This window comes from Laceyella sacchari (assembly GCF_004343255.1).
Classification (GTDB): domain Bacteria; phylum Bacillota; class Bacilli; order Thermoactinomycetales; family Thermoactinomycetaceae; genus Laceyella; species Laceyella sacchari.
In genome coordinates this window covers 166,949-190,071 of sequence record NZ_SMDD01000002.1, presented here as the reverse complement: position 1 = coordinate 190,071, position 23,123 = coordinate 166,949, and the positions used below count along the sequence as shown (strand labels likewise).

General features: G+C 51.0%; 23 protein-coding genes and 1 pseudogene. 16 read left to right on the top strand and 8 right to left on the bottom strand.

Going from position 1 to position 23,123, the window contains the following annotated elements; genetic code table 11:
- The first annotated feature begins 57 nt into the window (after positions 1 to 57).
- The 5 genes from liaF to EDC32_RS07990 all read left to right on the top strand — a co-directional run bounded on the left by liaF (position 58) and on the right by EDC32_RS07990 (position 3,833).
- A complete protein-coding gene (gene liaF, locus EDC32_RS08010; RefSeq protein WP_132221273.1) occupies positions 58 to 768 on the top strand; it encodes a cell wall-active antibiotics response protein LiaF in 711 nt (236 codons plus the stop codon).
- Entirely contained in the window at positions 765 to 1,829 is a 1,065-nt protein-coding gene (locus EDC32_RS08005) for a HAMP domain-containing sensor histidine kinase (RefSeq protein ID WP_132221271.1), read from the top strand. The genes liaF and EDC32_RS08005 overlap by 4 nt, the downstream gene beginning before the upstream one ends.
- Positions 1,826 to 2,458, top strand: coding sequence for a response regulator transcription factor (locus EDC32_RS08000; RefSeq protein ID WP_022737138.1), 633 nt, complete (start codon positions 1,826 to 1,828; stop codon positions 2,456 to 2,458). Before EDC32_RS08005 ends, EDC32_RS08000 begins: the two co-directional genes overlap by 4 nt.
- Before the next feature lie 91 nt (positions 2,459 to 2,549).
- Positions 2,550 to 2,822: a hypothetical protein gene (locus tag EDC32_RS07995; protein WP_022737137.1), complete on the top strand. Its 273-nt coding sequence runs from the start codon at positions 2,550 to 2,552 to the stop codon at positions 2,820 to 2,822.
- Positions 2,823 to 3,065: 243 nt separating this feature from the next.
- On the top strand, positions 3,066 to 3,833 hold the full coding sequence (locus EDC32_RS07990; RefSeq protein ID WP_246026895.1) for a CAP domain-containing protein: 768 nt from the start codon (positions 3,066 to 3,068) through the stop codon (positions 3,831 to 3,833).
- 378 nt (positions 3,834 to 4,211) lie between these two features.
- Here the strand turns inward: EDC32_RS07990 and trxA are convergent, their stop codons facing one another.
- Together trxA and EDC32_RS07980 are read right to left on the bottom strand one after the other, a co-directional pair.
- The gene (trxA, locus tag EDC32_RS07985) at positions 4,212 to 4,529 is read right to left on the bottom strand and encodes a thioredoxin (protein ID WP_132221267.1); all 318 of its coding nucleotides are present in this window, start codon (positions 4,527 to 4,529) and stop codon (positions 4,212 to 4,214) included.
- Between the two features lie 171 nt (positions 4,530 to 4,700).
- A complete protein-coding gene (locus EDC32_RS07980; protein WP_029071930.1) occupies positions 4,701 to 5,126 on the bottom strand; it encodes an RrF2 family transcriptional regulator in 426 nt (141 codons plus the stop codon).
- A 344-nt stretch (positions 5,127 to 5,470) separates the two neighbouring features.
- Between EDC32_RS07980 and EDC32_RS16645 the strand changes: the two are divergent.
- Both EDC32_RS16645 and EDC32_RS16640 read left to right on the top strand, forming a co-directional pair.
- Positions 5,471 to 5,851 (top strand): annotated as a pseudogene (locus EDC32_RS16645) (M23 family metallopeptidase); the annotation flags it as partial.
- A 153-nt stretch (positions 5,852 to 6,004) separates the two neighbouring features.
- Positions 6,005 to 6,241: an SH3 domain-containing protein gene (locus tag EDC32_RS16640; RefSeq protein ID WP_246026914.1), complete on the top strand. Its 237-nt coding sequence runs from the start codon at positions 6,005 to 6,007 to the stop codon at positions 6,239 to 6,241.
- A gap of 45 nt (positions 6,242 to 6,286) precedes the next feature.
- On the opposite strand, the gene EDC32_RS07970 is transcribed toward EDC32_RS16640, so the two are convergent.
- Positions 6,287 to 6,907, bottom strand: coding sequence for a LysE/ArgO family amino acid transporter (locus EDC32_RS07970; protein WP_132221263.1), 621 nt, complete (start codon positions 6,905 to 6,907; stop codon positions 6,287 to 6,289).
- Positions 6,908 to 7,216: 309 nt separating this feature from the next.
- Here EDC32_RS07970 and EDC32_RS07965 point away from each other — a divergent pair, with 309 nt between their 5' ends.
- The 4 genes from EDC32_RS07965 (at position 7,217) to EDC32_RS07950 (ending at position 12,117) form a co-directional block, all read left to right on the top strand.
- A complete protein-coding gene (locus EDC32_RS07965; protein ID WP_054096224.1) occupies positions 7,217 to 8,653 on the top strand; it encodes an FAD-linked oxidase C-terminal domain-containing protein in 1,437 nt (478 codons plus the stop codon).
- Between the two features lie 47 nt (positions 8,654 to 8,700).
- Positions 8,701 to 9,981 carry a (Fe-S)-binding protein gene (locus EDC32_RS07960; protein WP_132222012.1) on the top strand — a complete coding sequence of 427 codons (1,281 nt, stop codon included), beginning with the start codon at positions 8,701 to 8,703 and terminating at the stop codon, positions 9,979 to 9,981.
- A 43-nt stretch (positions 9,982 to 10,024) separates the two neighbouring features.
- Positions 10,025 to 10,945 (top strand): N-acetylmuramic acid 6-phosphate etherase, encoded by a 921-nt coding sequence (murQ, locus tag EDC32_RS07955; protein ID WP_132221261.1) that lies wholly within the window; start codon positions 10,025 to 10,027, stop codon positions 10,943 to 10,945.
- Between the two features lie 317 nt (positions 10,946 to 11,262).
- The gene (locus EDC32_RS07950; protein WP_425460166.1) at positions 11,263 to 12,117 is read left to right on the top strand and encodes an undecaprenyl-diphosphate phosphatase; all 855 of its coding nucleotides are present in this window, start codon (positions 11,263 to 11,265) and stop codon (positions 12,115 to 12,117) included.
- A gap of 67 nt (positions 12,118 to 12,184) precedes the next feature.
- On the opposite strand, the gene EDC32_RS07945 is transcribed toward EDC32_RS07950, so the two are convergent.
- From EDC32_RS07945 to EDC32_RS07930, 4 genes are all read right to left on the bottom strand, one after another.
- Positions 12,185 to 12,406: a hypothetical protein gene (locus EDC32_RS07945; protein ID WP_022737127.1), complete on the bottom strand. Its 222-nt coding sequence runs from the start codon at positions 12,404 to 12,406 to the stop codon at positions 12,185 to 12,187.
- A gap of 172 nt (positions 12,407 to 12,578) precedes the next feature.
- Positions 12,579 to 13,406: a carbohydrate ABC transporter permease gene (locus EDC32_RS07940; protein ID WP_132221257.1), complete on the bottom strand. Its 828-nt coding sequence runs from the start codon at positions 13,404 to 13,406 to the stop codon at positions 12,579 to 12,581.
- Position 13,407: 1 nt separating this feature from the next.
- A complete protein-coding gene (locus EDC32_RS07935) occupies positions 13,408 to 14,328 on the bottom strand; it encodes a carbohydrate ABC transporter permease (protein WP_246026894.1) in 921 nt (306 codons plus the stop codon).
- A 114-nt stretch (positions 14,329 to 14,442) separates the two neighbouring features.
- Positions 14,443 to 15,693, bottom strand: a complete 1,251-nt coding sequence (locus tag EDC32_RS07930; protein WP_132221255.1) for an extracellular solute-binding protein — start codon at positions 15,691 to 15,693, stop codon at positions 14,443 to 14,445.
- Between the two features lie 461 nt (positions 15,694 to 16,154).
- Between EDC32_RS07930 and EDC32_RS07925 the strand changes: the two genes are divergently transcribed.
- The 5 genes from EDC32_RS07925 to EDC32_RS07905 all read left to right on the top strand — a co-directional run bounded on the left by EDC32_RS07925 (position 16,155) and on the right by EDC32_RS07905 (position 22,349).
- Positions 16,155 to 17,195 carry a LacI family DNA-binding transcriptional regulator gene (locus EDC32_RS07925; RefSeq protein ID WP_132221254.1) on the top strand — a complete coding sequence of 347 codons (1,041 nt, stop codon included), beginning with the start codon at positions 16,155 to 16,157 and terminating at the stop codon, positions 17,193 to 17,195.
- 145 nt (positions 17,196 to 17,340) lie between these two features.
- Positions 17,341 to 19,302 carry a glycoside hydrolase family 15 protein gene (locus EDC32_RS07920; RefSeq protein WP_132221252.1) on the top strand — a complete coding sequence of 654 codons (1,962 nt, stop codon included), beginning with the start codon at positions 17,341 to 17,343 and terminating at the stop codon, positions 19,300 to 19,302.
- Between the two features lie 222 nt (positions 19,303 to 19,524).
- Positions 19,525 to 21,081 carry an ABC-F family ATP-binding cassette domain-containing protein gene (locus tag EDC32_RS07915; protein WP_132221250.1) on the top strand — a complete coding sequence of 519 codons (1,557 nt, stop codon included), beginning with the start codon at positions 19,525 to 19,527 and terminating at the stop codon, positions 21,079 to 21,081.
- A 176-nt stretch (positions 21,082 to 21,257) separates the two neighbouring features.
- Entirely contained in the window at positions 21,258 to 22,013 is a 756-nt protein-coding gene (locus EDC32_RS07910) for a hypothetical protein (RefSeq protein WP_132221248.1), read from the top strand.
- 135 nt (positions 22,014 to 22,148) lie between these two features.
- Positions 22,149 to 22,349 (top strand): YwbE family protein, encoded by a 201-nt coding sequence (locus tag EDC32_RS07905; RefSeq protein ID WP_132221246.1) that lies wholly within the window; start codon positions 22,149 to 22,151, stop codon positions 22,347 to 22,349.
- Here the strand turns inward: EDC32_RS07905 and EDC32_RS07900 are convergent.
- Positions 22,346 to 23,056: an endonuclease/exonuclease/phosphatase family protein gene (locus EDC32_RS07900; protein WP_029071924.1), complete on the bottom strand. Its 711-nt coding sequence runs from the start codon at positions 23,054 to 23,056 to the stop codon at positions 22,346 to 22,348. The genes EDC32_RS07905 and EDC32_RS07900 overlap by 4 nt on opposite strands.
- Between the last annotated feature and the right edge of the window lie 67 nt (positions 23,057 to 23,123).

The window sequence follows — 23,123 nt, the reverse complement described above, 5'->3', positions numbered from 1 at the left end:
CGGCAAGATCCGTGTGTATTGAGCACCCGGCCATGTGGGAATGAAGGGGGGAGCATTGTGCGCCTGTTTCAAAACAGGTTGGCGGGATGGATTATCTTAGGTGCTGGGGCCTTGATTTTATGGGGGTTGACTGATTGGTCTTTTGTTGGTTCATTGGCTTTATTTATTATCGGGGTTATTTTATTGCGCAATCACCGCCGCAAATGGGGTTATGGCTTTTTGCTTTTATCCGCGATTGTATTTATCAGTCACCTTGCTGAAGTGGAGTGGGGATGGATTGCCTTCTCCATCCTGCTGGTCTTTTTCGGCTACCGCCTGTTCACTGGCCGTAGCCAAGAGAAGACGCCGGAAATAGATGGAGGTGCCCATGTGCCGCCAGCAGATTTGATCGTAAAGAAATCCGGCTCCCCCAATGCAATGGCGGGGACCCTGCACTTGATGAATCTGCGTTATGACTTGGTTGATCTCAATCGGTCCGCTATGGTTAACGATATCAAATTGGATTTGTCAAAAGCGATCATTCCCGAAGGGGAAAGTGCGATTGTGATCAGCGGACTTATCGGTGATGTGGACATTTATGTCCCGGATGACCTCGATGTGTCTGTTGCCGCGACCGTTAGCGCCGGTTATCTGGATATCCTAGGCCACCACCAAGGGGGCGTTAACCGCCAAATCATGTTGGAGACCAAAGGGTATGAGCAAGCCAGGCGGAAAGTGAAAATAAGCATTTCCCTGTTGGTAGGGGACGTGGGCGTGAGGCAATTATGAACGGAAACCGTCCGACCAACATTCACTGGCGCATGACACAGTATACCATCTGGGTTTGCGCCGTTTTGGCTTTCTTGTTGCTGACCGTGTTTCTCAATGCCTATCGCTTAAGTTGGGAGACACTGTGGACAACCAAATTGTCGAAAGTGCCTGTTTTGTTGGTGGCGTTTGCTTTGGTTCTGCTTGGGGGTGCTTGTGCCGGCTTTCTCTACGGGTATGCGATCAAACGGAGATTGTCCCGCTTGATTGAGGCCATTCTGCGCTTTGAGCGAGGTAATTTCTCCTATCGCCTGCCCGATCTTGGAGAGGATGAAATCGGCTTGGTGGGAACCCGGTTGAATCAGATGGCAGAACGGATTGAAAAGCAAGTCGCCTCATTGCAAAAATTATCTACGGAGAAAGCAGAATGGGTAGAAGCTCAGAAACAAGCGGTTATCTCCGAAGAGCGGCAAAGGCTGGCACGGGAGTTGCATGACGCTGTCAGTCAACAGCTGTTTGCCATCTCATTGATGGCTTCGGCGATGAAAGAAACCTTGCCTGAAGCGGAGAATTCAGTAGGCAAGCAAATTGCGATGATTGAGAAAATGGCCGGGATCGCCCAAAATGAGATGCGCGCGCTGTTGTTGCAATTGCGCCCGGTAACGCTGGAGGGTAAAGGGCTGAAAGAGGGTTTGGCGGAATTGCTTGAGGAGTTTGGCGCCAAGCATTCCGCTTCGTTGCATTGGGAAGTAGGGGATTTGCCTCGTTTGCCCAAAGGAGTAGAGGATCATTTGTTTCGGATTGTGCAAGAAGGGCTGTCCAATGTGTTTCGCCACGCACAAGCGACGTCAGTCACTGTGCGTTTGGTGTTCCGGGGACGCCATGTCCATTTGCGGATGATTGACAACGGCGTAGGCTTCGATATGTCCAAAGTGAAGGCCTCTTCTTATGGTTTGCAGTCTATTCAGGAGCGAGCCAGTGAAATCGGGGGCATCGCTGAAGTAATTTCCGTGCCGGGCAAAGGGACGCAAATCGAAGTGAAAGTGCCCATTGTGGTTGATGGAGAGGGGGAGAAAGCGTGATTCGAGTCATGATCGTGGATGACCATGAGATGGTGCGGATGGGTTTGGCTTCCTATTTGTCGGTCATGCCGGACATCACGATTGTCGCGGAAGCAGCCAATGGCCTTGAGGCCGTTCGGTTGGCACAAGAGACCCAGCCAGATGTTATTTTGATGGATCTGGTCATGGATGTGATGGATGGAATCGAGGCTACCAAGGAGATCTGCCGCGTGATGGAGAATCCGAAGATTATTGTCCTGACCAGCTTTATTGATGATGACAAGTTGTATCCTGTGCTTGAGGCTGGTGCTTTTAGTTATTTGTTAAAAACATCCAAGGCGCATGAAATCGCCGAGGCGGTGAGGGCGGCGATGAAGGGGGAACCGGTCTTGGAGGCCAAAGTGACTGGCAAGATGCTGTCCAAAATGCGGCGCGCGGAAGAAAGCAAACCGCATGAGTCCCTGACTGCTCGGGAAATAGAGGTGCTCCGCTTGATTGCAGAAGGGAAGACGAACCAAGAGATTGCCGATTTGCTCCACATCACCGTGAAAACGGTGAAAACCCACGTCACCCACATTTTTTCTAAGCTGGAAGTGGAAGACCGCACCCAAGCGGCTATCTACGCCCACCGCAATCGCTTGGTGCCCTAAGGGATATTAGATCCGGTCTTTTTTCGCATTCACTTTGCATCAATAAAAGGTTAATATATATAGGACAAAAACATCGCAAGGGAGACACATGATGATTATCGGTGAGGACCTTTTTTTGCAGCAAGTGAATCGGGAGTTGGAGCGGATTGAAGCCAAGTTAAACCAAGAAGGGGAGAAGCCAAAGTGGCTCACCCTCCAACGGCAAAAGATCGCCTTGAATTTGATTTGTCACCAATTGAAACAAATTGACCCAAACGTGGGGGAGTCTTCGGAAAACCCGGATGCGGGGCAAGTGCGGCGAAATTTGTATTATTTCAAGGCGCAGATGTTGTTGCGTCAAATTGAAGAGCGGAAGCAATCATGAGGGCGTTTGGTACAGCCCAGCCAGCACAGAGTCGAGATTGGACCTGTGCTGTTTTTTTAACAAGAGAGTGGGAGAGGTTGGCGAGGTTCAGAGTAGCTCTTTTGCGATGCATGGATGTCAACATGGAATCGCCTTGATTTGGTTTTCCATCTTTCAATGAAATTGCACATTTCACATCGTTGTCACTTTGTTGTTTGAGCTATACTCATTCATATAAGAATATTTTGCTTTAGGAGGTCAATGATGCGCCTAGCCATGTCCGCTCTGGGTTTAGCTGTGTTAGTTGCGCTAACAGGCTGTGCGCCAGAAGCGAAGTCAACCGAGACAGAGACCAAGTCCGTTGCCAAGCCGGTTCCAGAAGCTGAGCCGGTAGCGGAAACCAATGATGTGACAGTGGCCATGGAGGAACCGCCTTCCCCGGAAAAAGCGGAGAAACCAAGTGAACCAGTTGAGAAGCAAACAAAACCAGAGATAAAAGAAGAAGCCAAGCCATCCGCACCATCTTCGTCCAAACAGGAAAAGAGAGAAGAAAGTACTGACCGGGAGAAGAGTACAAATAATCGAACAACGAATCAAGCTGATGACAAGTCAAACCAATCCATCCCTGACAAATCCCAGTCCGCGATGTTGGAAATTGAAAAAGAAGTTGTTGCACTGGTTAACAAAGAGCGGCAACAACGGGGATTGCACAAATTGGAGATCAGCGAAAGCGTATCTCGCGTCGCTCGGAAAAAATCAGAAGACATGAAAGAAAATAATTACTTCAGCCATGATTCGCCCACTTACGGTTCGCCGTTTGATATGTTGAAGCAGTTTGGAGTGAAATACCGGATGGCGGGAGAAAATATCGCTGCCGGGCAAACCACCGCCGAGAAAGTGATGGAGAGCTGGATGAATTCCGATGGACACCGCGCCAACATCTTGAATCCGGATTACACGCATATTGGTGTCGGATATGTCAAAGGCGGTTCTTACGGATGCTATTGGACTCAGCAATTTATCGCTAAATAATCCAAGTGGGTGTTCATGATATACGATAGATACAATAGCAAACGACAGCCCCTGTTGGGCTGTCGTTTGGCTTTTTAGAAGGTTACCCAGTCAGCACTCGCACTCGTCTTTGCCGCATTTTGAACATTTGGACAATTGTGGGCGGACCATGCGCGCTCCCTCCTTCAACGTGATAGGCAAAGAAAACTAGCATGGGTGATAGTGCGATGCGAAATGGGAAAGCGTGATGAGATTCCTAGGTATTTACTGTTATTATACCATTTTGAATCGGTATTTTTACTATAAAAAAAGAATTGGTTTTATATACTGGTGCTACAACATAGCGAAAAGACCGGCAACAGCCTGATCGGGGAGGTGTTGCCGGTCTTGAAAGGGATGTTATTGATGTTGGAGAATCAGATTTTTCAGCTCTTTCAGCGGTTGCAAACCGACACGTGAATCTACTTCGGTGCCATTTTTGAACAGTTTCAGGGCCGGAATGCTTCTAATGCCGAAGTTGGCAGCTGTTTGCGGATTTTCATCTACATTCAGCTTGGCGATGACGACTTGGCCTTGTAATTCGGCCGCCAATTCATCCAAGATCGGGGCCAAAGCTCTGCATGGGCCGCACCACGGAGCCCAGAAGTCGACGAGCACCAAGGGGGCGCTTTTCAAAGTTTGTTCAAACGTAGCATCATTAATGTTGATTACGGACATCAGGTGTCACTTCCCTTTTAGTTTAATTGTAACTATATCAGTTACACTTTACCCGAAACAAAGAGCCGCAAACCCACAAATGATTGCAAAGTAAATGAGGGGTCCAGAGCGTGTCTGGCAAACCAAGTAATCACATGGAAAAGTGGAATATGTGCTACCTAGACACGCCCCCTACTTTCTTTTATTCATTTGCATTTGGTTGAGTAGGTCCTGGATGGTGTACTGATCCAAATGGCGTTCAAATTGCTCCTCTGCGCCTTCGAAAATGTGACTCATCACTTGGCCGATTTGCGAGGCAACGATGCAATCCATGGTCGGGTCGCCGGAGCGCCAGTCAGAGACCAGAGAGCCTGCGGATGTCAGGCGGTAGATCGATCCCAATGTGATCTGGCGGGGATTGCCACGCAAAATGTATCCGCCGCCTGTTCCTTTTTGCACGTCAACCAAGCCAGCTGATTTTAACAGGTTCATCACTTTCCTGATCCGCACGGGATTGGTGCAAATATTGGAAGCGAGCAATTCACTGGATGCCATGCGCGAGGGCAGATAGGCCAAAAAGACCAGACTGTGTACGGCGATGTGAAATTCACTGTTCAATGCAGCCATCCTCCTCGGGTAAATGTAATCATAACAGTTACATTTAGCTATGTCAAATGAGGATGGTAGAAAAATTCACAAATTTAATTCGATTTTTTCGTGTTTCAATAGAGGAAATTATGTTTCTTTTGAATAATTATATATGCGTTTTCTCTTTATCTTGTGCCAACAAAGGAGGAGATGAGGCAAAAGAAAAGTAGGGACGGTTTATTCGTAACAGGAGAGCAAATGGTGGCGAAAAAGGACACAATTGTTTAGGGCATTTCGCGAACAGCAAGAATGACAAATCCTTTCCCGACCAGGGAAAGTGGGTTTGGCAAACATCGTTTGGAGGAGATGCTGTGATGAACCACATCGTGCGTTTTTCATTGTTGACCCTGCTATTGTCGGTTGTTGTTACATTTTTTCCGCAAAGCGCTCTCGCCGCTCCAGCTTTTCAAATGCCGTTCCCTTGTGGCCAAGTTTGGGAAGGACAGACGCGTACCAATCATAATCCTCAGAACTCGGTTGATTTGAATCGGGCCAATGACTTGGGCGACCCGGTTGTCGCGTCTGCCGCGGGCAAGGTGACCACCGTGCGCGATTTGGGATCGACCAGTTACGGCAAGTACGTGGTGATTGATCACGGAAGCGGATGGACGACCCTGTACGCGCATCTCAACTCGTTCAGCGTCAGTGTTGGACAATCGGTGTCAAAAGGACAAAAAATCGGAACGGTCGGTTCAACGGGGGGATCAACGGGGCCGCACTTGCACTATGAACAGCGCCTGAACGGGTCCCCGCAAAAAATTGTGTGGAACGGGTCGCAAATCTTATACTTTGGCACCAAAAATTACACCAGCAAGAACAGTTGTAGCTCTGGCGGAGTCACTGGCACGGTGAACACGACCAGCGGCGCTTCGGTCAATGTGCGTTCCGGCCCGGGAACCAGTTATGCCATTGTTGGATCTGTGGCTGATGGGCAAAAAGTTACGATCAAGTGCCAAAAACGGGGAGAGACCGTGACGGGAACATATGGCACCAGTAACTTGTGGGATTACATTGGCACGGGCTATGTTTCCGATACGTATGTTTACACCGGTTCAGATGGGCAAGTGGCTCCCACTTGTAGTTAAAGGGTGAAGTTAAAGCGCCAATCCACGGATTGGCGCTTTGCTTTGTCACCAATTTGAGTTGGCGAGGTGAAGGATCATATAGGCAGCTACGCCCCAAATGATCAAGGCGGAAATCTTGTTGATGAAGCCGAGCGCCCTGCCTGACGCATCCAGTTGGCCAACCCACCTTCCACACAGGCCCAATCCGAAAAACCACAGCCAGGAAACGGAGATACAGGCGAGGCTAAAAGCCCATTTTTCCATTCCTTGATATTGGATGGAACTGGTGCCGATCACCCCGATCGTGTCCAAGATCGCATGGGGATTTAATAAGGATACAGAAGCGGCAAAGGAAATCTGTTGCTTGGTCGACATCTGCTCTGCATGTCTCTCTGCCGGGCCTGTTTCTGCCTGCCAGATGGACCAACCCATGTAGAGTAAGAACAGGATGCCGATCGAGAATAAAACGATTTGCAACCAGCTGACTGTAAGGATGAGAACGGAGACACCCAATACCGCCAAGGTGATGAGCAAGGTATCGCACAACGACGCCGTCAAGATGACGGGTAAGGCCTGACGAAAATGCGTTTGGGTAGCACCTTGGTTGAATACGAACACATTTTGCGCGCCCAAGGGTAAAATGAGGCCAAAGGCGAGAAGCGCGCCATGGATCAGAGCTTGCATCATCGTTGGCACCTCCACTTGGTTAAGTTAGACAGGGCTCGTTTCCGGGCGTTGTGGTGGGTGTTATTAAAACCAAAGGGATAGATAGACCGAATAGATATAATATTTATTTTATATGAAATGGCATGTTAAATAAAAATTTTTTAGGTTGACTTGGGTGTGACAGCTTGTTTTCAAGGGGGCATGGCCAACAGGGGCTCAAGTGCTTCGGGCGCCGGCGCATCTTCGTTCCAGGAGTTTGCGCGGGGGCAGAGGAATAACTTAGGGTGAGGAAGCAATCCATCTCATTTTATGCGCGAGGAGGGGTTTGGGATGAATGCGGACAGACTTGAAGGGAAGCTGGCTCCGGATGTAAAGCGGCGCTTGGTTGCGGTCGTTGGTGAAGAGCGGTTTTTGGACAGCTTGAATGAAAGATTTGTTTACTCATATGATGCCACACCGATTTTCCAGGCGATGCCGGACGCGGTGATTATGCCGCAAACCACTGAAGAGGTATCGAACATCCTGAAGATCGCCAATGAACACCGGATCCCTGTCACGACGCGCGGTTCGGGTACCAACTTGGCGGCGGGCACGGTTCCGACGGCGGGAGGGATTGTGCTGAATATGCAACGGTTTAACCGGATCGTGGAGATTGATCGCGAGAATCTGACAGTGACGGTGGAACCGGGTGTGGTGACGGCTGATCTCCACCAGGCGGTGGAAGCGGAAGGCTTGTTTTATCCGCCTGATCCGGGCAGTATGCGCATCTCCACGGTGGGTGGAAATGTGGCTCAGTGCGCGGGAGGGATGAGAGGATTAAAATATGGGGTCACCAAGGACTACCTGATGGGGTTGGAATATGTTTTGCCGTCGGGCGAAGTGTTGCGCTCTGGCGGTAAAAACGTCAAAGATGTGGCCGGATATGATATGACGCGCCTATTGGCCGGATCGGAGGGTACCTTGGCCGTCATCACACAGTTAACGCTCAAATTGCTTCCATTGCCGGAAGCGAAACGGACCATGGCAGCTTATTACGCCAGCCTAGGCGACGCCGCGCGGACGGTCGAGCGGGTGATCGCTGCCAAAATCATCCCGGCGACGATGGAGTTTCTCGATCAGGCCACGATGCAGGTAGTGGATGAATTTGCGAAGCTGGGTTTGCCGACGGAAATGAAGGCGATGTTGCTCATCGAGCAGGATGGTCCGGAAGAATGGGTAGAGCGAGATATAGAGCGGATCGCAGAAATCGCCAAGGAAGAAGGGGCGGTGCAAGTACGGGTGGCCCAGACGCCTGAAGAGGGTGCCAACCTGCTGGCGGCCCGGCGCACAGCTTTGTCGGCATTGTCCCGTTTGCGGCCTACCACCATCCTGGAGGATGCCACGGTGCCCCGTTCCCGTTTGGCGGAGATGGTTGCAGAGATTGAGCGGATCGCGGAAAAATATGATGTGCAGATTTGCACGTTTGGCCATGCTGGGGATGGCAACTTGCATCCCACTTGTCTGACGGATGAACGGAACAAAGAAGAGCTGGCACGTGTGGAACAGGCCTTTGAGGAAATCTTCCTGGCTGCGCTGCGATTGGGCGGGACGATCTCTGGCGAACATGGGATTGGGCTGGCGAAACGGGATTATCTGCCATTGCAAGTGGGAGAAGGGGGCATCGCCTTGATGAAAGCGATCAAAGAAGCGTTTGATCCCAATCACATCATGAATCCGGGCAAAATGTTTGCCAACAGTGACCGCCGTCGGGTGGTGATCAAACAATGAACCAAACGGATAAAGCGTGTGATCCGGCAGTCGGCCAGGATAAGGCGATGCCTGCAGCTACGGGAAAAATCAAATTGGATGAAATCATGAACTGCATGCAATGCGGCTTTTGCCTGCCCGCTTGCCCAACGTATCGGCAGACGGGTTTGGAATCGCACAGCCCTCGCGGACGGATTGCTTTAATGAAAGGGGTAGCGCAAGCTCAATTGCCAACTGATGCAGAGTTTGCCAAAAACATGTACGCTTGCCTGGGTTGCCGCGCCTGTGAGACAGCTTGTCCAGCGGGCGTCTCTTATGGCAGTTTGCTCGAAACGGCGCGTGAGGTGGTGGAAGATCAGAACAAAAAGACGGCCAAGTCCTCCTTGTTGCGGAGGTTGGTGTTTGAACACCTTTTTCCCCACCCAAACCGGATGAACGCCTTGGGTACGGTGTTGTGGACGGTACAAACGCTGGGATTGCAAAAACTGGCTACGCGCACCGGTTTGGCCCGGGTGTTGCCACGGGCACTGGCGGAAATGCAACAGGCGGTGGAACCGGTGGCCTCACCATTTATTCGCAGTAAGCGCCAACGACGGATGCGGGCGGAAGGGGAGAGCTTGTATACCGTTGGTTATTTTACCGGATGCGTGATGGATGTCTTGTTTTTTGAGACCAATCAAGCGACAGCGCGTTTGTTGGCTAAGGCTGGGTGTGAGGTGGTGTTTGTCAGCGGCCAGACTTGTTGCGGGGCGCTCCATGCTCATGCTGGGGAGAAGGCGTGGGCGGTGGAGTTGGCGAAGCGGAATATTGAAGCGTTTGAACAAAGCCAAGTAGACTTCATCGTCAACAGCGCCGGCGGTTGCGGGGCGGCGCTCAAGGAGTATCCTCATTGGTTTGAGGATGATCCGGGTTGGCAAAAGCGTGCCAAAGCGTTTGCGGACAAGGTGCGGGATGCCAGCGAATGGTTGGCGTCATTGCCACCGCTTTCTTTCACTAAAGAGCTTAGCGCGCGGGTCACTTACCAAGATTCTTGTCACCTTGCCCATGGTCAGGGGGTGCGTGGCCAACCGCGCCAATTGCTTAACCTCATTCCCGGAGTGGAAGTGGTGGAGTTGGAACAGGCGGATCAGTGTTGCGGATCGGCGGGCATTTATAACATCACGCATTTTGCCCAATCGATGGAGATATTGGATGCAAAAATGGAAGCGGTGAAGAAAACGGATGCGCACTTCATTGCAACTTCCAATCCCGGGTGTTTGTTACAGATGAGGCAGGGTATCATCCGGGCGGGGCTAACCGGAAAGGTGGAAGCGGTACATCTCATGGATCTGTTAGACCGCGCCTTGTGAGGATGTGGGATGAGATGGGAACGGATTACGCATGGGAGGGTGGATGAGATTGAAGCAAATCAATGAGCGGTTAAGCACGTTGACGACAGAGTCGCGGAATGAAAAGTCTATGCGGTTGGATTCCGCCGACACGTTGGAGATTTTGCGCATCATTAATGAAGAAGATCAAAAAGTGGCGTTGGCGGTTCAAAAGGTGTTGCCCGATGTCCAAGTAGCTGTGGAGTATGCAGTGAAGTCGTTGAGCCTGGGCGGGCGGCTGATCTATGTGGGAGCCGGAACCAGCGGGCGGTTGGGTGTCTTGGATGCAGTGGAATGCCCGCCTACGTTTAGCACGAGTCCTGAAACGGTGCTGGGATTGATGGCAGGCGGTGAAAAAGCCTTTGTCCAAGCGGTGGAAGGGGCCGAAGACAATGAGGAATGGGGCGAGCGGGATTTGCGTGAAATCGGCCTCACCCATCGGGATACAGTGGTGGGGATTGCTGCCAGCGGACGTACGCCGTATGTGATCGGCGCGCTGAAGTATGCCCGCCGCATGGGTGCTCGTACGGTCGCTCTTTCCTGCAATGAGCGGGCTCGTATCAGTCAGGAGGCCGATCAGGCAATTGAAGTGGTTGTGGGGCCGGAGGTGTTGACCGGCTCCACCCGGATGAAGGCGGGAACGGCTCAGAAGATGGTTCTCAATATGATTTCCACCGCCACCATGGTAAAGCTGGGCAAAGTATACGAAAACTTAATGGTGGATGTGAGCATCAGCAACCGCAAACTGAAGGAGCGGGCCATCGAAATCATTCGCACCGTGACCGGTGTTTCCCGTGAGCGGGCGGAAGAATCATTGGAGCAAGCACGTCATGAAGTGAAAACGGCGATTGTCATGATCAAGGCGGAAACTACATACGAAAGGGCAGTCAGGTTGCTGGAGCGAGCAAATGGCAATGTGCGCCAGGCGCTTTCGCTGGCGCGATGATTCGTCGTCGAAAATGGCTTTACACGCCGATGGATTCACAGGTTCGCATTTTTTGTGGGGAAGGTGAGACAGAATGTGTTCATTAATACGGCATAATCAGCATACATAAGAATCAAGCCGTTGATGAGTAGCGTGTGTTACCAACAACCTCCGGTAAAGTCAAGTGCCTGTCGTTCTTGGGTTTTTCGCGCCTTCCTGCGACTGCTGCATCCACTCGATTTAGATCGTAAGTTTGTCTCTATAGGTTCAATAAATTGAACCAACTTCCTTCGTACAACACTGTTATAATCAGAATAGGTTTAAATTGAAACAGAATAATGCACACACATCGTGTCAGGAAAGGTGAGGAATTGAACTTGTGGGACATTATTGTAGCCATCATCTTGGGGCTTGTTGAAGGATTGACAGAGTTTGCCCCGGTTTCGTCCACGGGACACATGATTATTGTCGATGATCTGTGGTTGAAATCGAAAGAGATATTTGGACATGACGTGGCGGTAACATTCAAAGTCTGTATCCAGTTGGGTTCGGTTCTGGCTGTGGTCGTCGTGATGAAAGACCGCTTTATCGACTTGCTGGGACTGGGCAAGAAGAAGGATGGAGAAGGCAGCCGCCTCAAATTGACCCAAGTGATTGTCGGTCTGTTGCCGGCTGGCATCTTGGGGCTGTTGTTTGAAGATAAAATTGAGGAATTCTTTACTGTTAATCTGGTTATCTACTCCTTGATCGGCGGCGCTATTTTGATGATTGCCGCAGACTGGTTCCGTCCGGCTCGACCCAAAGTGGAGACGGTGGATCAGATTACATACAAGCATGCGATTGGGATCGGGTTGTTCCAATGCGTTGCCGTGTTGTGGCCGGGCTTTTCCCGTTCTGGATCGACCATTTCCGGTGGGGTGTTGATGGGCTTGAGCCACCGTGCGGCCTCGGACTTCACCTTCATCATGGCTGTACCGATCATGTTGGGTGCTAGCACCGTATCCTTGCTCAAAAACTGGGAGCACTTCACAATGGATGCATTGCCGTTTTTCATCGTCGGCTTTGCAAGTGCCTTTATCTTTGCCCTTCTGTCAATCCGTTACTTCCTGAAGCTGATTAACAAAATCAAGCTGGTGCCGTTTGCTATTTACCGCATCGTGCTGGCGTTGATCTTGTTCTTGGTCGTATCTTGACCATACCGAAAAACCACCTCAGATGCCTGGTTGCCAGGCTTGGGGTGGTTTTTGTATGGGGTCGATCTTACCAATATCTATATCTTCGATAAGGTCTCCGATATGGATAGAAAGGAGCGATGAAAAACGGAAAGGGACGCGGAAACGGAAAGGGGAAGAAGAACGGGTAAAATTGTTGCGTCTGGGCATCGGGTGTCGGCCAAGCGTTGTGCGTCATCAAATCCTCCTCAAACGCATAAGGCGCATGCTGCTCTTCATATTCATGTGCATAGGGCTGATTTTGAGTCATGATAGGCACCTCCCATGGATTTATGATTATTCTATTCTGGGGGCGTTTGTTGGTGCTTGGCTATATCTGAGAAGAAGGAAGGACGAAAAAAAGAACCCCAATGGTTGGGGTTTTAGGAAGGCTGGATTTACCATTCAACTCTTCGTTAGCAGGTCTTGCCTTGGGCTGAAAATCATCCTTTGGTGCCACCGGCAGTCATACCGGAGATCAAGTAGCGTTGCGCAAACAGGAAGAAGCACAAGACCGGCAACGTGATTAGGATTGCGGCGGCCGCCATCAGGTGGTAGTCGGTGTTGAATTGATTGACAAACTGTTGCAAGCCAATCGGCAAGGTGTACATCGTTTCTTCATTCATTAAGGTGATGGCGATCAAAAATTCATTCCAGGCGGTGATGAAGGAATAAAATGCCGTCACAGCCAGACCGGGCAAGGAGAGCGGCAGGACGATCCGCACAAAGGTACCCAAGTGGGACAGCCCGTCTACTCGAGCTGCTTCTTCCAGCTCATAAGGGATGGTGTCGAAAAAGCTTTTCAAGTTCATGATGCAAAAAGGCACTGAAACCGTGGAGTAAGCCAAGATAATACCAAAGTAACTGTTTAGCAAACCCAATTTGTTGATGATCAGATAGAGCGGGATGATCAGTAGCGCGCCAGGGAACATCTGCGTAATCAACACGCTGAGTTCCACGCTGCTTCGCCCGCGGAATTTATAGCGCGAAATGGCGTAAGCCGCCGTCGTCGACAAGACCAAGCCGACCAAGGTGGTAAACAGGGCGATCAGGACGCTATTCTTAAACCAGGTTAGGAAGATGCCATCCGAACGGGTTAAGACCGTCTTGTAGTTGTCCAAGGTAAAGGTTTCGGGAATCCATTGAATCGAGCTGGAAAAGACCTCCGCTTCCGGTTTGAAACTGGTCGCCAAGATCCAGAGAACCGGAAAGACGGCGAGAAAGCAGGAAATAATCAAAATCAGGTGTACCCATCCGTTTGATTGGCGCATCTCAGTAATACACCCCCTCGTTGGCATTGGCTTTTAACACTCGTCGATAAAAGAGCGTGAAGACGATGAGCACGCTCAGGATCACAACCCCGTAAGTTGAAGCGACTCCCAAATTCCAATTGCGGAACGCTTCTCGGTACGCGTAGGTCACCAAGATTTCGGTGGAGTGAACCGGACCGCCGCCCGTAATCAGATAAATGATGTTAAACATGTTGAATGTCCAGATGATCCCAAGTGTGGTGGCTGTAGTGGCAACGGGTTTCAGCAGGGGCAACGTGATGTTTTTCAGCTGTTGCCACCAGGTGGCGCCATCGATGCGTGCTGCCTCATAGAGCGACTCCGGGATGCTCTGCAAGCCGCCCAAGAGGGTGACCATCATGAACGGAATGCCGATCCAAACATTGACCAAAATGGCCGAAAACATCGCCCAGAAGCTGTCTCCTAACCAGGGGACGGCAGGGAGGCCCAGGTTTTTCAATACTAAATTAAACAGGCCGTATTTGTCGTTGTACATCCATTGCCAAGCGAAAGCGCCAACAAAGGAAGGCACTGCCCAAGGAACCATGAGCAACATCCGGTAGATGCCCCTGCCTTTGATTTTGCGGTTGAGCAGCAAAGCCAGGAACAAGCCCAAGGTGAAGTGGAAAAACACGTTGACGAAAGTCCAGATCGCTGTTTGTACCAAAACGTCACGGAAGACGGATTTGGGTTGGAAGATAGTGCCGAAGAGGTCGCTGTAGTTTTTTAAGCCGATCCATTCATAGCTTGGCGGCAGAAATTGGTTGCCCATGTTGTATTGGTTCATGTTGGTAAAGCTGTACGAGATGCCTTGTGCCAGCGGAATAAAAACGAGCAAGGTCATGACGATAAACACAGGTGCTAAGAAGACATATGCAATCCACGCATTATTACGGGTACTCACTTTAGCCCGCCTCCTTCCATCATTGGCGCTTTTGCGCAAAGAGTGTGAAGAGGGAAGAGGGCTGTCCGCTCCTCTTCCCTAGGGCCCGCCAGCGGAATGAATGCGGGCGGAAGATTATTTATTAAGCAACTTTTTCCAAGATTCGGCCACTGCATCCAACGCTTGTTTTGGTGTTTTTTCTTTTTTGAAGGCAGCTTGGATTTCCGGATTAAATGTGGTGTAGATCTGGCCGCCTTCCGGGATGACTGGGCGGTTGGTCGCTTTGTCGAGGACGGGGCGCCAGTCGTTGACCAAGCGATTTTCCTTCACTTCTTTCAGCTCAAACGCTGATTTGCGGGTCGGGATCAGTCCGTTTTTGGAGGCGAACTTGGCTTGGTTTTCCGCATTGGTCAAGTAAGCGATAAATTTGTAGGAAGCTTCTTTGTGTTTGGAACCGGCATAGATGACGAAGCCGTTCCCTCCGACCGGAGATCCGGTTTTGCCTTCCGGGCCGGCTGGGATCGGGGCGATGCCCAGGTTGTTTGGATCTTTGAATTGCTCACCTTGCAAGAGATCTGACGTGGCCCAAGGACCTTGGAAGACCATTGCAGCGCGCCCGGTTTTGAACGCTTGTTGCAGGTTGTTGTAATCGTTGGCCGCGCTAAACTCGTCGGGCATCACTTTGTCATCCCGCAGTTTGAGCAAAAATTCCAATCCTTTGACCGATCCGGCGTTGTTGACTTGAATTTCCTTATTCTCCGTGATTAACCCACCGCCAAAGGCCCACATGAAGGGTTGAAACCAGTAAGCGTCCGACTGGCGGTAATAGAATCCCCACTTGTCTTTGGCCGGGTCGGATAAGGCTTTAGCCACTTGGTAAAATTCGTCCATGGTTTTGGGTGGTTCCTTAAATCCTTTTTCAGCCAGCAGCTTTTTGTTGTAGAGCAGGCCGAGCGCATCGGTCACTTGGGGTACGCTCCAGGTTTTTCCATTCCACTTGCTGTATTTGAGGGCATTATCCAAAAAGTCGTCTTGGTCTTTGAAATAATTATCGAGGGGTTCCAGCAGGCCCAATGCCGCGAATTCCGGTGTCCAAGCGATTTCAGAACGAAGGACGTCAGGGCCTTTGCCCGCTTGGGCTGCGGTTTTAAATTTGTTCTGCCCTTCGGCGAATGGCACGTTTTCCATTTTGACTTTAATGTCTTTGTGCTCTTTTTCAAAATTGGCGATAATTTCTTTCAATGTTTCTGTCTCTTCTGTATTCATCGTGTTCCAGAAAGTGATGGTGACCGGTCCGGATGACTGTTCGGTGGCAGAAGGGCTACAACCGACCAGTAACGAACCCGCGAGCGCGACGGAAGCAAAGGTGCGCAAAAATTTTTTCATGTACCTGTTAGCCCCTTTCTGTGGATGTACTGTTGAAATGTCCGGGAGGTTACTCAGCCCATGCCGTTTGCTTGATGAAGGCAGGGTACAAGGGTAAAAGAGGATCGATAATAATGGCTGCCCAACATTTCAACATTAGTGCAAACGTTTTCGCAAAAAGACGTGTTGAGGCGGTTCTCCTGTATGACTAATCCTACACCAAAAAGAGGGAGTTGGAAAGCGTTTGCACGCGATTAAATATAGCTAAAATCAGCCATGAAATGCGATATATAGAGATTATCTTTGAATATCGTCTGTTTTCTGTATATTTCTTCGTTATATTAACGATATCTTGTGAGAAATGTGTTATTTTAATCGGAATCACAATGTTTTTGTGCTTTGAAAAAGGGGAGGTTTACAATTTTCGGTCTTTCCGCTAGGATAGGATATACAAACGTTTGCACAAATTTGGAGAGAAAGCGATGCCTTCTGTAACCATTAAAGATGTGGCGCGGTTGGCGGGGGTATCCCCTTCTACTGTTTCCCGCGTCATTTCTAATCATCCGCGCATCAGCAAGGCCACCGCCGAAAAAGTGCGGCAAGCGATGGAAACGCTCGGCTACCATCCCAACATGACAGCGAAGAAGCTGGTCTCCAAAAGCACCAAAACGTTGGGGCTCGTGTTGCCGCGTTCGGCCGAAGAGCTGTTTGCCAACCCCTTTTTCTCTGAAGTGTTGCGGGGCATGCTGGCTTGCGCGAATCAAAAACAATATGACTTGTTGATGTCTTCGGCCAATAATCCGAAAGAAGAAATGGAAACGGTTACCCGCATGGTGTTGGGGCGTCAGGTGGATGGGATGATCCTGATCAAACCCCGCAAAGCGGACCCCGTAATAGAAAAATTGCTCGCGTTGGACTTTCCGTTTGTGGTGTTGGGGCGCTCTCTTGAGCATCCTGACGTGCCGGCGGTGAACAATGATAACATCGCCGCGGCTTTTGATGCGACGTTTCATTTGATCAACCAGGGGCACCGTCGCATCGGGTTTGTCAGCGGCCCGCCGGAGTTGGTCGTGTCGGGCGACCGCTTGGCTGGTTATCAAAAAGCGTTATCCCAGGCGAAATTGCCACTTAGGGACGAATGGGTGATTGCATCAGACATTTTGCCCAAAAACGGATTTCACGCTGTCTCCATGGTGATGAACGCGCCTGACCGACCCACTGCGTTTGTGGTGTCGGATGATGTGGTCGCCTTTGGCATGATTCGTGAATTGGTGGGAGCCGGTTATCAGATTCCTGAGGATGTGTCTGTTGTCGGCTTTAACAACATCGTGTTGTCGGAATTGAGCAATCCACCGATGACCACAGTAGATATCGGTATCTACCATCTGGGCTATCAGACAGCGCGCCACTTGATCCGGATATTGCAAGGGGAAAAAGTGCCTGAACCAAATGTAACCGTGCCGCATCGGTTGGTGATCCGCCAATCGGTCAGATTTTTACCCCACGCTGACGATGCGCTTTGATTTTTGCCGATGCAAGCCGTCGGTGCCAACGTTGTGCCTCATTCGCCGCAAGGATGGCGGGGCGTATCGGGGAGAGATGATCCTCGCATGCCGCTCCGCCGGCAACCAAAATCTCATCTCGATTGGATCGAAAGGAGCATCATCCATGAACAGATCGCCCATCACCCGTAAACCTTATCTCAACGATGCTGTGATCGGTAATTCTTCCATGTTGGCCGCTTTGGACGCCCGCGGCGAAATGCATCGGTTGTGGTGGCCGCATGTGGATATGCCACAACATGTGGAAACCATGAAAATGGGGGTATTGGTGGACGGAATGCAGTCAGCGACGAGCTGGCTGGAGAATGAACAAGCGTGGAGTCATGAGCAAACCTATTTGCCAGGAACCAACATCCTGCGCACGCAGGCGACAGGACGAGATGTTCCTTTGATGGTGGTGACCACCGACTTCGCGGTGCCGGATAAAGATTTGCTCGTACGTCATGTCACGTTGACCAATACAGGAAAAGAGCCCTTGTCCCTTTCGTTTTTCGTGTACGCTTCTCTACAGATCGCCGAGCATCCTTTGTACAACACCGTAGCGTTTGAGCGGCAGATCGACGGATTGCTTTATTTCCGCCACCAGTATGCTTTTGCGCTGTCTGGTGCAAACGATTGCGCAGGCTATGCGATCGGAGATGCATTTCATCATGCGTCCGCAGGCTATCTGCCGGGTGATGCGATTGGCATGGTGCCGCACGGGGCTTTGTCTTTTCGAATGACCTTGGCTCCGGGAGAAACGCAGTTGTTGCCGCTCTACTTGGCTGCTGGCTCGACTGTGCATGAGGCGATGGCCAACATGCAGGAGGCCAAGCAGGTAGCTGCCGACGAATGGTTGGCCCGGACGGAAGCATATTGGCGCGCATACTTGCAGGAGGCCAAACCGTTAGCCTTGGCGAATGAACGGGTGCAAGCGATCTATGAGCGATCGTTGCTCGTATTTAAGTTGATGTCTGACCAGAAGACAGGGTGCGTGATTGCGGCGCCGGAGTTTGATGAGGCCTTTACCCGCTGCGGCGGTTATGCATACTGTTGGGGGCGCGATGCAGCATACATCACTACGGCGTTTGACCGAGCAGGATTAACTTCGCTATCCCGGGCATTTTACCGTTGGGCGGTGCTTGCGCAGGATCCGGACGGTTCTTGGCAACAGCGCCACTATCATGATGGTCGCTTGGCTCCGTCGTGGGGATTGCAGATTGATGAAGGTGGTTCGATCTTATGGGGAATGCATCAACATTTTCTTGTGACCGGTGACCGGGCTTTCCTGGAAGAAATGTGGCCGGCTGTGGAAAAAGGGGTTACCTTTTTGCTCAGCTTCTTAGATGAAGAGACAGGGTTGCCCCTTCCCAGCAAGGATCTTTGGGAAGAGCGTGAAGCGGAGCACACCTATTCGGCGGCAGCTGTGTTCGGCGGCTTGACTGGTGCGGCTGCCATTGCGCGAGAGTTGGGTTACGCCTCCTTGGCTGATGCTTGGCTTAAGGCGGCTGACAGCATTAAGAGGGGGATGGAACAGAACACCATTGATGAACGGACGCAAACGTTTCTGCGTGGGATCAAGCTATCTGTGAGCGAAGCGGAGTATGAGGAAGCAGTGGCTCAAGGAAAACCAGTCGCCACCGTGACGGATGACAAGGGTTATGTTCGCCGCCAGTTGGCGCAAGATGATGTGAAGGATATCAGCTTGATCGGTTTGTCTGTTCCCTTCCAGGTGTTTGATCCCGAAGATCCGCGGATGGTCGCTACGGCGGATGCGATCGAACAGACATGCACCGCCCCAGAAGTGGGTGGGATTCGCCGTTATGAAGATGATACGTATATCGGGGGGAACCCGTGGATCTTGACCACTCTGTGGCTGGCGCAATATCGCATCTTGCAGGGCCGTTTGAGCGAAGCCAAAAAACATTTCACTTGGGCGGTAGAGCATGCCACAGCGCTAGATCTTTTGCCGGAGCAAGTGGATAAAGCGACCGGGGAGCCAGCATGGGTAGTGCCGCTCACTTGGTCGCACGCGATGTTTGTGTTGACTGCCCAAATGCTCGCAGAAGCGGGCGTGGAAACGATCTAAACAACCATTGCCCTATCAGTGAAGCCCCGATCGGCAACTGTAGCCGATGGGGGTTTTTGCTTTGAGTCCGGCTTTGGCGCATGTTTAAAACAAATCCGGGATGGTGCGAGTGGGAAAGACATGCTACACTCAAATGGATGCGCTCCCGACCGGTCGGGGGCTATTGGGTGTGGATGAAAGCTTTACGAGAAGCATCAGTATAAATGGAAGAGAGTGTCGCACATGAGCATTCTGACAGTTAAAAACTTAAGCCACGGGTTTGGTGACCGCGCGATTTTTCAAGATGTGTCGTTCCGGTTGCTCAAAGGGGAACATGTCGGCCTGATCGGGGCCAATGGCGAAGGGAAATCCACTTTCATGAACATCATCACCGGGAAGCTGGAGCCGGATGAGGGCAAAATCGAGTGGGCTTCCAAAGTGCGCGTCGGCTATCTGGATCAACATGCCGCGCTGAAAAAAGGGATGACGATTCGCGATGTGCTGAAAAGCGCGTTTCAATATTTGTTTGACATCGAAGCGGAAATGAACGAAAAATACGCCAAGATGGCGGAGGCCACCCCGGAAGAGCTGGAACGGCTGATGGAAGAGGTGGCCCCCTTGCAGGATTTGCTGACCAATAACGATTTCTATACGATCGATGCCAAGGTGGTGGAGATCGCCAGAGGACTCGGGTTGGAGGATATCGGTTTGGATCGGGATGTGCATGAGTTGAGTGGGGGGCAACGGACAAAGGTGCTGTTGGCCAAGCTCCTGCTGGAGAAACCGGATATCCTGCTGTTGGACGAGCCGACGAACTATTTGGATGAGAAACATATCACTTGGCTACAGAGGTATTTGCAAGAATATGAAAATGCGTTTATCCTCATCTCGCATGACATTCCCTTTTTGAACAGTGTGATCAATCTGGTCTACCATATGGAAAACCAGCAACTAAACCGATATGTGGGTGATTATGACCGGTTTAAGCAGGTATATGAAGCCAAGAAACAACAGTTGGAAGCGGCCTATAAAAAGCAACAGCAAGAAATCGCGGAGCTAAAAGATTTTGTGCAACGCAACAAAGCGCGGGTGTCCACAAGGAATATGGCGATGTCCCGCCAGAAGAAGCTGGACAAAATGGAAGTGATTGAGCTGGCCAAGGAGAAGCCGAAACCGGAATTTCACTTTAAAGAAGCGCGTACGTCCGGCAAATTGATTTTTGAGACGCACCAATTGGTCATCGGCTATGACGAGCCATTGTCCCGCCCGCTGGATTTGCGGATGGAGCGTGGACAGAAGATCGCTTTGATCGGGGCGAACGGGATCGGGAAAACGACATTGTTGCGCAGTATCTTGGGTGAGATTCAACCCCTCTCCGGCACGGTGGAACGGGGGGAGTATTTACACATCGGCTACTTTGAACAAGAGATCAAGACGGCCAATCACAACACATGCATCGAAGAGATCTGGAATGAGTTTCCCGGATTTACACAGTTTGAAGTGCGCGCTGCCCTTGCCAAATGCGGATTGACAACAAAGCATATCGAAAGCAAAGTGGAGGTGCTAAGCGGCGGGGAGAAAGCCAAAGTGCGCCTGTGCAAGCTGATCAACAGAGAAACCAACTTGCTTGTCTTGGACGAGCCGACCAACCACTTGGATGTGGATGCCAAAGATGAGCTGAAACGGGCATTAAAAGCGTATAAAGGGAGCGTGCTCATCATCTGCCACGAACCGGAATTTTATCGAGACGTGGTGACTGATGTATGGAATTGCGAAGCGTGGACGACAAAAGTGTTTTAAAAGGTCAGATGGGGATGCTGACCACCTGGGGCGAAAATTTAACATCGGCTTAGGAATCTTTTTATGAGCAAGCGCAGGCGGGGACATTGACGGCTGGAAAAATGGGATTGTCCCGCCAGCGTTTTTATTATAAAATGGAATGCGAACATGCATTCGTATCCGGAGGTTGATCAGCGATGAAAAGCTTCGTTCCCACTTTGGTCATGAGTGAATGTTGGCCCGAACCTTTTTCTTTTGTCGATCAGTATGGGGGACGGCCTTGGGGATTGCCGGAAGCGTTGTGGCCGTCTTGTTCAGATTGCGGCCGGGCGATGCCTTTGCTGGCACAATTTGCCCATCATCCGGAGCGGATCGATCTCGGACGCGAGGGCAGGCGTGTCTATCTTTTTTTATGCCAAAATGAAGAGGATCACTGTTATGAGGGACATGCCTTTGTTTTCTTGGAGGCAGAGCAGTGTACGGGCAGATGGACGGAGCGGCCCACTTCAGCCTCCACGCTGTTGCCATCAGTCACTGTTGTCGGTTGGCGTGAGAAGGAGGATGGCATTTCACCGGAGGAGTATGTTCGTTTTTTCCAGCGCTTGGAGGAAGGTGGGAAAGCCTGGTCGAGCCTGCATGAGATGGAGACCAAGCTGAAGGGAACCCCCACATTCATCCAAAAGCCGGGTGGGGATGCGTCTACTTTTGCCGGGCAGATCGATTGCTTTTTGAAAGTGATAGACAACATTCCGCCGGAGCTGTGGCAGAAGGATCAGTTTGGGCGTTCGATTTATCAGTCGCCCACAGAGGGATCGCTTTTTATGAGCCGCAGTAAAGAAGAAGGCATCGCTTACCTCGATTTTGTTAACTTTGGCGATTCGGGGATGGGATATTTCTTCATCCGACCTGATCGCGAGCGGCCCGAAGGGAGTTTTTTCTGGGATTGCTGTTAGCGATGAAGGGCAGTTGTCCCGTGGCGGAGCAGCGGATGGGGTTCTTCTGCTTCGCAGGGGTGGGTAAATCGGGATATACTATGGAAAAAGCTTGCCTTGCCATATGGCAAGCTTTTCTCATGGGAGGTTTACCAGATGGATGGGCGGACACGCGCTAACATTGCACCAGGGATGGAAGTACGGATTGTGTTAAAGCGGGATCAGCAGACGGGGAAGTTAACTCAAGGAGTAGTGAAGGAAATCTTGACGCATTCACCGACACATCCGCACGGGATCAAAGTACGTTTGCAGGATGGGCAAGTGGGTCGGGTCAAGGAAATTGTGTCTAAGACTTAATCATCCAGCCGCAGTTTGGCGATTAAGGGAAGATGGTCGGAAGCTTGCGGCAGGGGAGTGGAGACTTCTGCCTGGATCACTCGCCATTCCGGGCTGACAAAGATATAGTCCAATTGCCAGCGTGGATGGGGTGCCGGATAGGTGAGCAAAGGTTTTTTTTCTTTGGCCCGGCTGATGTCCGTCAGGTGGGATGACAGCTTTCGCCAAGCGGCGGAATCGGGACGCATGTTCCAATCACCCATCAGAATGACAGGGTGGGTTTCTTGCGTCACCCGATGCAGGATGAAATCTGTCTGCTTGCGGTGAAGCCAAGGGTTGAGAGGAAGATGGGTGAGATACACCTTGATCGCTCGCCCATGAAACTTCAGCTTGGCTTCCAGCAAGGACCGGTTTTCGGCGATGCGGCTTCGAAAAAGATGGTTTTGTGACGCAAGAATGGGCAGACGGGATAAAATGGCGTTGCCAAATTGGCGGTCGGGGCCTAGAGTGTGGGCTTTGCCGAACAAATGGTGCATCCCCAGCCGTTGGGCCAACCAATGGGCTTGATCCAGATAGCAACTTCGTCTGGAAAAGCACCGATCCACTTCATTTAATCCGATCACATCCGCATTTGCGGTTCTGAGCACATGCAAAACCCTCTCCATGTCCCACCGTCCATCGCATCCGCGGCCGTGGTGCATGTTTAACAACATCACTTTTAATCTCACGCTTTATCCCTCCACCTCTCATCTTTACCATGTTCGCTGGCTCGAATCAAGTAAATCGGCCCAGGCG